This is a genomic window from Methylomonas albis (assembly GCF_014850955.1).
GTDB lineage: Bacteria > Pseudomonadota > Gammaproteobacteria > Methylococcales > Methylomonadaceae > Methylomonas > Methylomonas albis.
In genome coordinates this window covers 5,213,930-5,226,127 of the sequence record NZ_JACXSS010000001.1, presented here as the reverse complement: position 1 = coordinate 5,226,127, position 12,198 = coordinate 5,213,930, and the positions used below count along the sequence as shown (strand labels likewise).

Below are 12,198 nucleotides of genomic sequence, written 5' to 3'. Positions count from 1 at the left end.
ATTTCATCTATTCAACGTTTTTACACAGTCTGGGCCAGGAACTGGCCCTTGGCCTGATTGGCCGATTCCGCGTCCTGCTTGGCGAACTCAAGCTCTTGGGTACGGCTTTGCACCTGGCTTTCCAGATCAGTCTCGTGGGCCTGGATTTGTGCCAGCATATTATTAAAGGCTTCGGCCAAATCGCTGATTTCGTCGTTACCGGAATAATCCGAGCGCCGGCTGTAATCGTGGTCTTTTTCGATTTGCCGCGCGGTATTGGCCAATTTCAACAAGGGCCCTAAAAACGAACGTTGCAAACGCTGCACATACAGCGCCACCACACTCAGGGCTATCAAGATAATGCCGGTGTTAATCAGCGTATTGAACAACAGGGAGTGATAGGACCGTTTCAAATCGGCAATCAGCGTGATATGGCCGACGATTTGCTTGTTTTTGTGAAAAATGGGTTGAGTGATCTGCCGGGTTTTGGATAGCCAGTCCGGCCACCAAGTATGCCAGTTGGTGGCGGGTTTTTCATAGCGCACCAGCGTGACACCGCTGGGAGTTTGGATTTGCCCGGCGATGATGTCCGGATCGTGAGCCAGGGCATCCAGCACTTCCTGAGCGGTTTGATTGTCGTCGAACAACAAGGCAAAACTGCTGTTCTGGCCGATCATATTGGCGGTCAAGGTCAGTTTTTGGCCAATGGTCTGCTGCAAAGCCGAATACTCGCGAATCGACAGCGATACCGTCGCTACCATCAGGCTTAACATTACCATCAGCCGCAGGATTTTACTGAGCTTGCGGCTGATGGAAATGCGAGGATCTGTTGACGCTGTCATTCTATTATTTCGGCCATCCGCAGTAATTTCGAACTCAGCTTCAGGTCGGCTGATTTCACCGCCGCTAAATTTACCACCAGTTTTAGCCTGTTGTCGCGCAGCGTAAATTGCACCATACCCCCGTGGTTAGCGAAGTTTTCCACGTCGCCGACCAATAGTACGTGATGTTGTCTGGCTTGTTCGGTCAGTACCGGCGTTAACGCGGCCAAATCACTTAAAAACAAAATACTGCACTGTGTCATGTCGGGCGCGTCGTCCAGATTGACGTGTACGGCATTGCCGTTGATTTGCTGACCTTCCAAAACCGGCAGATAGGCGCGCAGCACGCTATGGCCTTGCAAACAAATCGTGACCGGCGCGGTGCTAGGCCACTGCGCCAGTTCCGCGAAATGAAATAGATAGGCGGTCTTCAATTGAAACTCACGGCTTAAGCCGTGGTTTTCCTCCGCGCGCGCTAAACCGGCAAAGCAAACGCTGACACTCAGTAGCAAAAGTTTAAGCAGACGCATCGGCGCAATAAACCGTCTTAAAAGTGCCAGGATATTTGCGCCAGATAGCCGCGTTGAATCTGGCTGGCGACCGGAATATACAAAACGTCGCTGAATTCCGGATGCTGGTTATCCAGCAGATTTTGCCCGCTCAGCGATAACTCCAGATTTTTGTGTGGGTGCCAGCCCAGCCGCAAGTCCAGCGCGATATAGGCGGGTATGCTGCGTCTGTCGATATACACTTCATCGACATACCGGGCCCAGGCGTCCAGTTCTATTTCGTTGGTCAAGTTGAACAAGGAGCGCAGGGAGACGTTATGCTGCGGATTGAAATGTTCCTCGGTGAGCGGATCGCGAAACCACGGTTGATTTTTATCGTAATTGACCGAGAACTGGTTGGCGCTATAAGAGGCTTGCAGGCGCCAATCGGCACTTACCCGGAAATTGACTGCCAGCTCCAGACCGTAACTGTCCACTTGCCGATAATTGGCCACCGTAGCTTGTCTGATATTGCCGAAAATCGGATCGTTATAAGTCACACCGGTAAACTTGGTACCCTGCATCCGATCATAAATGTTGTAAAACAAGGCGCTATCGAAATCCAGACTATTGGAGATTTGCCAGCGCCAACCCAATTCGTAGGCCAGCAGGTTTTCGGTGAGCATGTCCGGATTAGCTTTGGCTTCGAAAAATGTGCTGGTGTCCGGAATCTGTTTGAACAAACGAATGCTGTGTTGAGCCCGATTCGGCAACACCACGGCCCGTGAGACAGCCGCCCATAGGCTGTGCTGCTTGTTGGGCGTCCACAGCAGCCGGGCGTTAGGTTCGGTTTCCCAACCAGTAAAAGTAAAATGCTCCACCCGGTTGCCCAGGGTCAGTTTCAGATCGTCTGTTAAATCGATCTGATCCTGTAAAAATACCCCGACATTGTGCTGCGTTAATTGCTCGGGTTCGAAACCCAGGGTCAGCGTGTTATCGAAACTATCGGCGATATTCTGATAATTCAACCCCCACATCAGTTTGTGGTGGTCGATGATGACCGGCAGGGTGTGTTGAAAGTCCAGATCGTAATGCGAGCGGCTCATCCGGTTCATCGCCAATTGCCATTCGGTTTGGGTAAACGCCATATTCAGACGCCAATCGTGGCCGCTGTCGGTGCGGTGCGACCAATTGCCCTGCAAACTGCCGGTCACGCCGTCCCTGCCGAAATCGTCGTTTTGCCACAAGGGCGCGGTCGTCGAGGTTTTGCCGATATAGTAACCGCCCAGCCGATAGCGGGAGACGTTGGCTTCCACCATTAGTTTATCCTGGGCGCTGAGTTGGCTGTCCAGGCGAAAATTAGCGGTCTCGGTATCGCCGGTGTCGTGGGTGTCTTGCTGGCCGGCCAGATCGATACTGGCGTCGCGCACCATCGTGCTGATCGTGCCGCGCAAGAATGTCGATTCCGATAACTTTTGACCGTAACGAATCCCGCCGAAACCGCGTTCCTCGGTGCCGCCGCCGGCATTGAGCAATCCGCCCTGGGTGTCGCGGGCCGAACGGGTAATAATGTTGATGGTGCCGTTCACGGCATTGGCCCCCCACAGGCTGCCGCTGGGGCCACGCAACACTTCGATGCGCTCGATGTCGGGCAGCGACGGATTTTGCTGGCCCCAATACACCCCGCTGATCAATGGGTCGTAGATACTACGGCCGTCTATCATCACTTGCAGTTTGTTGGCGTATAAATCGTTAAAACCGCGCGCGCTCACCGCCCAATTCCAAGCGTTGATTTTCGCGACATTCATGCCCGGCACCATGCGTAACACCTCCGGCAAACTGGTGGCGCCGGAACGGCGAATGTCTTCCGAGGTAATCACGAACGCTGCGGCCGGGCTATCCTTGACCGTTTGTTCCTGCCGCGCCAGGCTGGACACTTCCAGCTCGGTTAGCTCCTCCCAACTAAGCGGCAGTAATTCGTTGGTTGCTTCGATGTCGGCCGGACTACCTTGAGCGAGTACGTTCATATGCACTAGGCAGAACGGGCTGCATAAGTAGGCAAATTGACGCAGATAACGGTTAGCTAGCATGACATTTAGGCTTGGAAAGACAAGGTTGCCGCTATTATAAAAGCCTTAACCGTTAACTGGGCAAATCAGTCGATGAGGTGGCGGATGAATAGAGCGGCCTTGCAAATTACCAGTCTGGCTTTAGCGATTGATTTTGGCGCTGTCGAAGGACCAATGCTACAGCAAGCTTTCGATTGCCGCGCATTCCGCGCTACTCAATGCAAACTCGAAAATAGCCAAATCGTCGCGGATATGTTCGGCGGAGGTGGTGCCGGTTAAGGGCACGATGCCGATTTGGGTTAAATAGCGGAAGAATATTTGCGCCGGATTACGTAGGTATTTTTCCGCCAGGGTTTTCACCGCTGTGTCTGCCAGTATTTTGGGGTTGGCGGTTAGCGTCCAGAAGCTTTGATAGACGATCTGTTGCTGCCGGCAAAATGCCCGCAGCTGTTTATCGTAACCGGTGTCCGCGTAAAACCGGTTTTGCAACACGGCCGGTTTAACTGTGGCGTTGTCGTATAAAAACTCGAACAAGGCTGGGTCGTAGCAATTGCTGATGCCCAACTGCTTGGCACCGCCGTTTTGTTGGATGGCTTCCAGCGCTTGCCAAGCCTCCAGCAGTTGTTCGCGATCAGCCAGCGGCGAATGCAACACCAGCCCATCCAGATAATCGGTTTGCAGATTTTTTAGCGAGGTTTGGAAGGACTGTGCAACTTGTTCGGGCAAGCCGGCTTTAGCGTCGTAAGGAATGCGTAGCGGGTCCTGGCCGTTCAAAGGCGTAAATTTGGTCTGCAAGTAAAGCTCGGCTCGCTCCAAACCCAAGGCTCGGCAAGCCGCCAACACACCCTCGCCAACGCCGGCCTCGTGATAATGCTTGGGCTGGCAAGCCGTGTCGATGCCGCGAAATCCCAGGCTTATCGCCTGCTCCACGAATGCGGCGGTGCGTTCCTGTTTCCAAGCGGTGCCGTAAATAATGCCCGGCATGCGTACACCGGCGGTGGCGAGACTAAAGTCGGTGGTGCTCATAACGGCTCCCGAAAAAGTCTTGATCTTCGGCGATCCTGGCCTGAGCGTCAATTAGGCGGGCGACTAAATCCGGATTGCTCAGTCATAAAGATGAAGCTCAACGGCTATCGGATCGCTGTCAATGTTGTGTCGCAAAGCTGACAATTACACAAGCGGAGATAGGTTAACGGCTGATTATTAAGGATTTTATATTGGCATAAGGCTTGCTTTTGGATTTATAGCGTTTGCCGGCCTCAATTAGGCTTCTGTTCCTGGCGTTTGTGAGGAATTAGAAGGCTGAAATGTGATCGGCAATAAACCTTTCCATTGATAACGTCCGGGACAGAATATGCCAGCCACTTTTGAACTGAAAACCAACGACGAAAAGCAATATTTTTTTAATTTCCTGAACAGTAAGGGCGAACTCCTGTTGATGAGCGGCGATTACGGCAACAAGGATGAAGCCATGCAGGCCATTAAAGAAGTGCGAACCGGCTCTTTGATGACCAACCAGATTGCTGCCAGCAGAATTCCTGAGGGCGATACGTTTTTTGTCATTAAAGATGCGGCCGGTAGCATCATCGTCAAAAGCGTTTTATTTAACTCGAATATGGTGTTCGACAATGCGCTGCACATTGTTAAAGACAATGCCTGCGTTGCCGAAATCGTTGATCTGACTGAGTGAATCAAGGATAGTGGCGATTCGTAATTTTTTGTTCAGATAGCGGTGAGGTGTTGGCGATATGGGAGTCGAACTTAAAATTGTTCGGGAATTGGCCACGGTTTGCGTTACTGCAGGCGAGCTGGCCGCGATTGAAAGTCTGATTAAAGGTGAACTTAATAAGTCAGCCTTTATTGAGCAATTCGACAAAGTGGCAGGCGCGATTGGCGAGTGCTACGACGTCACGGCAGCTAGTATTCAGCCTTGGCTTAACATAACGAGCGAAACCGAATTTTGCGAAAAATTCGATTCTACTTATGCCGAATTCAAAGCCACTTACCTGAGTATTACCAATCGGCCGCGGGTAACCTCCGAGGAGGCTTACCTCGGATATATGCTGCTTCGGGAATACAAAGAAACCCAAACCGCTTATCCCTTACTGAAACTGACTTTCGTGCGTTTGGATGAGTTTATCGATAAATGGATTACCAACGACGCCTGGCTGGCGATGACGATAGAGAATCTGGTAAAAATGCTGTATCGGTTTCTGACCGAGGTCGCCGAGCATAAACAGAAAGACCCGACCGATGCCTTTGCTATTTATCAGGCATTGATGGTGGCTATGCGCCCTTATTACGGCTTGCTGGAAAATCACTGGAAACTCGTGGCAGAACCCGCCTGATGGGTAATTAATGTTCAAAAAGGATTTTTCAGCAACTGCTTAGCATCGGCATCGCGCAAAATTTTAATAGGCGACAAGCGCGATTCCGCTTCGGTATAGTGCCTGCTTCTAATTGCCGGTAAACCGCCATGAAAAAACTCCTGCTTACCCTGCTGGCCATCCTGCTGATCATCGAAGAATGGTTGTGGGATTTTCTCTCAGCCTGCGCTCACTATCTGGCTTTGTGGCTGAGATTGGAAGGCATCGAGCGTTGGTTGGCGCAAACCACGCCGGCCATGGCTTTGCTGGCGTTTACCATTCCGGTATTGATCGTCACGCCGATCAATCTGGCGGCCTTGTCCTTGTTATTGCACGGCATGTTGTTGCAGGGCATTTTGTTGGAAGTATTCGCCAAGTTGCTGGGTACTTTGCTGGTGGCGCGGGTATTTAAATTGACCAAGCCGCAACTGCTGACGTTTGCCGCAATCGCCTTCGTCTATCACACCGTAATGGGCTGGCTGCACTGGGCGCACGCCAAAATTGTCGATACCGAGATTTACCGCTGGTCGCGGCAGGTAAAAGCCCAGGTGAAGGCAAAGATTAAAGCATGGTTGGGCTAAATCCTTGGGCGACTTAAACCGCTACTAATCCGGTTTAGAGTCAGTCAGCGCTTGCCGCTGTTTTAGCAACACATAGCCGCAGCCCATCAGCGAGCCTATCATCAAGATCGCGCCGAGCAATTGCGCGAGTTTGGCCAATGTATGATCCTGCGCCAACAGCCCGGATTCGGTCAGCAAATATTCCCAATCGTGAAAACCATAAGGTGCGGAATGGCCGAAATTGCCGCCCAGCAAGGGCAATTGTCCGGCGCGGGCGTCGTTGATATAGGGGGCAATGTCCAGGAAGTTCTCGCCCACCCACCATAAACACAAACCGGCGCCGAAAGGGTCGTGGGTTTTTAATAATAAGGTCAGCATGCAAATCGTCGGCATCAATATTTGCCCGAGAGTGCCGCCTAGCGAGGTGATAAATTGTCCGAACGGCCGAAAAATCACGTGGCCGGCTTCGTGAAACGGCAGATTGACCAAATGTAGAAATGATTCGCCGACCGCATTGCTGGCCAAGCCCGGCGTAATCAGCAACCAGCTCCAGACTAAAAAACCCGGTAATAATAGGCAGCGGCCCAGGAAGATCGTTTCGTTATCCCGGTAGACGTCGTTGCCAAATAGCGTGTCTGCGGGTGGAACGATATGTATGACAACTTGCGGGCTATCGGTCGCCGGCGAGCTTGCGTTGCCGTGGTATTTGTAATATTTGGCAAAAACGATACCGCAGTACGGGCAGCTATGTTCGGCAGCCGGGACATCCTGATTACACTTGGGGCATGGCTTCATGGTGGGGGCTCCAGGCTGGATGAGTAACAATGTGTACAGGTTTTGCCAATAAACCTTAGCAGCAAGGCCGGGATTTTTTATGCCTCGGCAAGATTTTATTTACAACTTCGGCGGTTTGCCGAACGCCTGAGTTTTTGAGGTTAATCATGTTGGAACTGACATTCTGCAGAGCCACGCCCGCCGACGCGGAACAACTGGCAGAGCTGATAAATTCGGCGTATCGCGGCGAATCCAGCCGGCAGGGCTGGACCACCGAGGCCGATTTGCTGGACGGTCGGCGCACAGACATGGCGGATATTCTGGATTTAATCGCCGGCGCGGGATCGATGATTTTGCTGTGTCGGCGGCAGGGCGATTTGCTGGGTTCGGTACATCTGCAAAAGGTCGAGCAACAAGTGCATATCGGTATGCTGGCGGTCAGGCCCACTTTACAAAACCAGGGGATAGGCAAGCGCTTGTTGGCAGCAGCGGAAATCGAGGCTAGGCAAGAGTGGCAGTTGCAGCGCTTCGTGATGGCGGTGATTCCGCACCGAACCGAGCTGGTTGCCTTTTACGAACGGCGCGGCTATCAGCGCACCGGGGTTATTAAGGTGTTTCCGCTACATCCGGCATTGTGGCAACCCAAAGTGTCAGACTTGTGTTTGGAGATATTGGAGAAGCTTTTTTGACGCACGACCATCAGGCAGCATGGGGTAAGGCCAACCGGGGCGGCATCGCGCAACACCGCCAACGTCACACCGGTTTCAAACCCCCACCAACCGCCCGCCTGATACAGCTCGTTTTTCAGTGTTTGGGTAAGTCGGGCGGAATGCTGTAGAGAATGTTTTGGCCTTCCAGCAGCGAAAACTCCGCCTCGTCAAAGAAACCGCTGTCCGCACGCAACCCGAAGAAAGGCTGTGATTTTGACCTTAAAAATTAAACGGCAATTCGGAACCAAGCGGCATACAAGGCGGGCAAAAACAGAAGTGTCAATACCGTAGCGACAGTCAAGCCCCCCATAATCGCTACCGCCATCGGCCCGAAAAAGGCGCTGTGAGTGAGTGGAATCATTGCCAGTATCGCTGCTGCGGCAGTTAATACGATAGGCCGGAACCGGCGCACCGTCGAATCAACAATAGCATCAAAATCCGAACGCCCTGCCAGCTTATCCTGATCGATTTGATCGACCAGAATCACTGAGTTGCGCATGATCATTCCCGAAAGCGCGATGGTACCCAACATCGCTACAAACCCGAATGGTTGCTGAAAAATCAATAAAAACAAAGTCACGCCGATTAAACCCAGCGGCGCTGTCAATAACACCAAGGCCATCCGCGAAAAACTTTGTAATTGGATCATCAACACGGTCAATACAGTCAGAAAAAACAAAGGCATACCGGCTGCCACCGAATCACCACCTTTAGCCGATTCTTCAACCGCACCACCCGTCTCCAGGCGGTAGCCGGCGGGCAATTGCCGCTTTATGTCGGCCAGTTGTTCTTCTATTTGTGCCGACACCATCGGCGCCTGCATGTTGCCGTATAAATTCGCTCTAACAGTAACGGTAGGCACGCGATTACGCCGCCAAATCAAACCTTCCTCAAAGCCGTATTCCAGTTCCGCAACTTGCGACAGGGGCACACTGCGTCCGCCAGGAATCGGGATCATCAAATTTTGCAGACGCGATAAATGCTTACGTTCGATTTCGGCTCCGCGCACCAATAAGTCGATGCGCTCGATACCTTCGCGAAATTCGGTAACATACAAACCTTGCAGGGCGCCGTTGATAATGTTGGCAATATCGTTGGAAGCGATTCCCAACAGCCTAGCTTTGGATTGCTCGACATTCACTCGCACGACTTTCACCGGCTCATCCCAATCCAACTGCACATTCGATGGATAGGGGTTTGCGCGCATGACATCCGCCACTTGATGGGCGATAGTGCGTAACGTTAATAAATCCGGCCCGGATACTCTGAATTGCAAAGGAAAACCCACCGGCGGCCCATTTTCCAGACGTAATACGCTGCCGCGCATATCCGGAAAATCCTGTTCGAATAGGCGTATCAATTTATCGCGTAGTTGTTCGCGTTCTGCCGGGCCATTAGTCAATACCACAAACTGCGCAAAGCTGCGTTGCGGTAACTGTTGATCCAAAGGCAAATAAAAGCGCGGACTGCCGTTCCCAACATAAGCCACATAATTATCGATGCCGCTTTGTTTATCCAGCCATGCCTCAAGTTTCTTCACATCGGTTTCGGTAGCGGCATACGACACGCCCTCCGCCAAGCGCAAATCGACAATTAGTTCCGGCCGGGTGGAATCCGGAAAAAACTGTTGTTGCACAAACTTAAAACCGAAAATAGCGGTAAAAAACATGGCTATGGTTAAAAAAATCACCAGCCAACGGTGTATAACGCAAGCGGCAACCAATTTTCGAAAGCGCAGATAAAATGGTGTTTGGTAAAGATCGTGCGCATGGATTTTTGGCGGGTCTGACTGTGGTTTTTTCAACAACCTAGCCCAAAACCGCGCCCAACCGGACGCTTGCTCCGGCCCCTTACCCATGTCCGGCAGTAAGCGATAGCCCAAATAGGGTACAAACACCACTGCCGCAAACCAAGATACTAGCAGCGCTATCACCACCACCTGAAAGATGGAACGCGTGTATTCGCCCGTGGAAGAGGCAGCCGTGGCAATCGGCAAAAAGCCGGCGGCCGTGACTAATGTGCCGCTTAGCATAGGCATAGCGGTGGATGTATAGGCAAACGCTGCGGCGCGAGTACGATCCCAGCCCTGTTCCATCTTAGAGGCCATCATTTCCACGGCGATGATCGCGTCGTCCACCAGCAAACCCAAGGCCAAGATCAATGCACCCAGGGAAATTTTATGCAGCCCAACGCCAAACAAATGCATCAGCCAGAAAGTAACCGCCAAGACTACCGGGATAGTGATCGCCACAACAATACCGGTCCGCAAGCCCAAAGACAGCAGGCTAACGCCTAATACTATGACGACCGCTTCGGTCAGCGATTTGGCAAATTCGTTGACCGAACGCTGTACCGCTTTCGGCTGCGAAGACACAGTATGTAATTCCAAACCCACAGGCAATTGGGCTTGGGTATTTGTTACGGCCTGATCCAGATCGCTGCCCAATTTGATGATATCGCCGCCAGCACGCATTGATACCCCGATCAATAAGGCGTCATGGCCTTTATAACGAACTCTGTCCTTGGGAGGATCTTCAAAGCCCCGACTGACCTTCGCTATATCGCCGAGTCGGAATTCATGGTTATTGGCGCGAAAACGTACATCCCGCAATTCTTCCAATCTATCGTAACGACCAGTCACCGCTATCCGAATACGCTCGTTTTCAGAATCGAAACTGCCACTGCCGGTTACCAGGTTTTGGGCTTGCAGCGTACGTAGCAAGGTTGCGACATCGATGCCGATTGTAGCCAACTTGGCATTGGACAAATCGACATAAATGCGTTGTTTCTGCTCGCCGAAAAAATCGACCTTAGCTACATCGTTCACTCTAAGCAGCTCGGCGCGCAGTGTTTCAGCGTACCGCTTCAGTTCCGCGTAGTCGTAGCCGTCGCCGGTCAATGCATACAAATTTCCATATACATCCCCAAATTCATCGTTAAACGTTGGGCCTTCGACGCCGTTTGGCAAGGTATACGCAATATCGCCGATTTTTTTACGAACTTGATAAAAAATATCCGGGACTTGCGCCGCTGGTGTGGAGTCTTTGGCCGACAGAAAAATTAATGATTCGCCCGGCCTGGAATAGCTGCGTAAATTATCCAACCAGGGAACTTCCTGCAGTTTTTTTTCCAGTTTATCGGTGACTTGTTGTTCCACTTCCTGGGCGCTGGCACCGGGCCAAGCGGTACGGACCACCATTACTTTAAAGGTAAACGGCGGATCTTCCGACTGGCCCAGCCTGGTATAAGAAAGCATACCAACCAAAGTCAACGTCAACATGGCATATAAAACCAATGCCGGGTGGCGTAAGGACCATTCGGAAAGGTTAAAACCCGATTTCATGGCTGGCTCCGCATCGGCGTCGCCCTTACTATCTGCCCAGGTACCAAAGTTTGCACCCCAGCGACGACGACTTGTTCGCCCTTTTGTATGCCTTGAGAGATCAACACGCCGTCTTCGCGGAACGCACCGGCTTGTACCGCCCTAGGTTGAACTTCGCCGTCGGCTGGATTAAGCACCCAAACTACGGATTTGCCGTCGCGCTGGGTAACTGCCGTGGTCGGTAATAAAAAGTCGTTGGTCTCTTGATGATAAAAACGGACGCCGGCGGTCATGCCCAAACGCACCGAATCGTCGGCATTCAGCAGAGCCACCCGCACTTGAAAGGTACGCGTAACATTATCGGCAGCCGGCGCCACTTCCCGAACTTTACCTTGATATACGGTATTCGGATTAGCCCAAAGTCTTATTTCCGCCGGCACATCAACCGCAATGCCCAACATCCGCGATTCGGGCACTGCAATTTCGACTTCCTTATTGTCCGGCACCGCTATACGAACAATAGGCTCGCCGGCAGCAACCACCTGGCCCGGTTCGGCATGAATTTGGGTAACCACGCCATCCCGCTCCGCCAATAAATGCGTGTAGCGCGACTGATTGCCGGTTACGGCGGCTTGCGCCCGCGTCTGCTTTACCCTGGCCGCCGCTGCCTTGAACTGCGCTTCCTGGATATCCAAAGCCTGGTTGGAAATAAATTTGCTGGCATGCAATTGGCGTTGTCTGTCCAGTTCGGCTTGGGCCAATGCTAAATCGGCTTCCGCCGCCCGCACTTCCGCCTGAGCCGCTTGGGTCGATAAACCGGTATCCATACTGTCCAGTTTCGCCAACAGCTGACCTTTCGTCACCACTGCGCCTGTATCAACATTACGTTCGATAATTTTGCCGTTGATGCGAAAACCTTGAGCACTTTCATAGCGGGAGTGGATTTCACCCACCAGTATGATGGGAGCCGCTGCGGTCTGTTCGCCTACTGTCACCACTAAAGCCGGTCTGGGCACTGATGCCGTGGGCGCTGGTTTTTCGCAAGCGACCAGCAATAGCGGCAACGTCAACAACAAATATTTCATCTTATCCCCTTTAAAATAGACCGA

Annotated in this window: 11 protein-coding genes; 4 read left to right on the top strand and 7 right to left on the bottom strand. The window is 52.1% G+C overall.

Translation table 11 applies throughout. The annotated features are described in order from the left end of the window. Positions 1 to 20: 20 nt before the first annotated feature. The 4 genes from EBA_RS23620 to EBA_RS23605 all read right to left on the bottom strand — a co-directional run bounded on the left by EBA_RS23620 (position 21) and on the right by EBA_RS23605 (position 4,383). Positions 21 to 821 carry a CHASE sensor domain-containing protein gene (locus EBA_RS23620; protein WP_225616419.1) on the bottom strand — a complete coding sequence of 267 codons (801 nt, stop codon included), beginning with the start codon at positions 819 to 821 and terminating at the stop codon, positions 21 to 23. Beyond that, positions 818 to 1,330: a YfiR family protein gene (locus tag EBA_RS23615; protein WP_192376995.1), complete on the bottom strand. Its 513-nt coding sequence runs from the start codon at positions 1,328 to 1,330 to the stop codon at positions 818 to 820. Before EBA_RS23615 ends, EBA_RS23620 begins: the two co-directional genes overlap by 4 nt. Before the next feature lie 17 nt (positions 1,331 to 1,347). Next, complete coding sequence (locus EBA_RS23610; protein ID WP_192376994.1) at positions 1,348 to 3,378, bottom strand: TonB-dependent receptor plug domain-containing protein; 2,031 nt, start codon at positions 3,376 to 3,378, stop codon at positions 1,348 to 1,350. A gap of 156 nt (positions 3,379 to 3,534) precedes the next feature. Next, positions 3,535 to 4,383 (bottom strand): aldo/keto reductase family protein, encoded by an 849-nt coding sequence (locus EBA_RS23605; RefSeq protein WP_192376993.1) that lies wholly within the window; start codon positions 4,381 to 4,383, stop codon positions 3,535 to 3,537. A 328-nt stretch (positions 4,384 to 4,711) separates the two neighbouring features. On the opposite strand from EBA_RS23605, the gene EBA_RS23600 reads away from it, so the two are divergent. From EBA_RS23600 to EBA_RS23590, 3 genes are all read left to right on the top strand, one after another. Beyond that, the gene (locus EBA_RS23600) at positions 4,712 to 5,047 is read left to right on the top strand and encodes a YegP family protein (protein ID WP_192376992.1); all 336 of its coding nucleotides are present in this window, start codon (positions 4,712 to 4,714) and stop codon (positions 5,045 to 5,047) included. A gap of 58 nt (positions 5,048 to 5,105) precedes the next feature. Further along, positions 5,106 to 5,705: a hypothetical protein gene (locus EBA_RS23595; RefSeq protein ID WP_192376991.1), complete on the top strand. Its 600-nt coding sequence runs from the start codon at positions 5,106 to 5,108 to the stop codon at positions 5,703 to 5,705. Positions 5,706 to 5,833: 128 nt separating this feature from the next. After that, positions 5,834 to 6,304, top strand: a complete 471-nt coding sequence (locus tag EBA_RS23590; protein WP_192376990.1) for a hypothetical protein — start codon at positions 5,834 to 5,836, stop codon at positions 6,302 to 6,304. A gap of 24 nt (positions 6,305 to 6,328) precedes the next feature. Here the strand turns inward: EBA_RS23590 and EBA_RS23585 are convergent, their stop codons facing one another. Next, complete coding sequence (locus tag EBA_RS23585; RefSeq protein WP_192376989.1) at positions 6,329 to 7,078, bottom strand: zinc ribbon domain-containing protein; 750 nt, start codon at positions 7,076 to 7,078, stop codon at positions 6,329 to 6,331. Between the two features lie 146 nt (positions 7,079 to 7,224). Between EBA_RS23585 and EBA_RS23580 the strand changes: the two genes are divergently transcribed. Further along, the gene (locus EBA_RS23580; RefSeq protein WP_192376988.1) at positions 7,225 to 7,746 is read left to right on the top strand and encodes a GNAT family N-acetyltransferase; all 522 of its coding nucleotides are present in this window, start codon (positions 7,225 to 7,227) and stop codon (positions 7,744 to 7,746) included. 247 nt (positions 7,747 to 7,993) lie between these two features. On the opposite strand, the gene EBA_RS23575 is transcribed toward EBA_RS23580, so the two are convergent. Then, positions 7,994 to 11,110, bottom strand: a complete 3,117-nt coding sequence (locus EBA_RS23575; RefSeq protein ID WP_192376987.1) for an efflux RND transporter permease subunit — start codon at positions 11,108 to 11,110, stop codon at positions 7,994 to 7,996. Next, positions 11,107 to 12,174 (bottom strand): efflux RND transporter periplasmic adaptor subunit, encoded by a 1,068-nt coding sequence (locus tag EBA_RS23570; RefSeq protein ID WP_192376986.1) that lies wholly within the window; start codon positions 12,172 to 12,174, stop codon positions 11,107 to 11,109. Before EBA_RS23570 ends, EBA_RS23575 begins: the two co-directional genes overlap by 4 nt. Positions 12,175 to 12,198 lie beyond the last annotated feature (24 nt).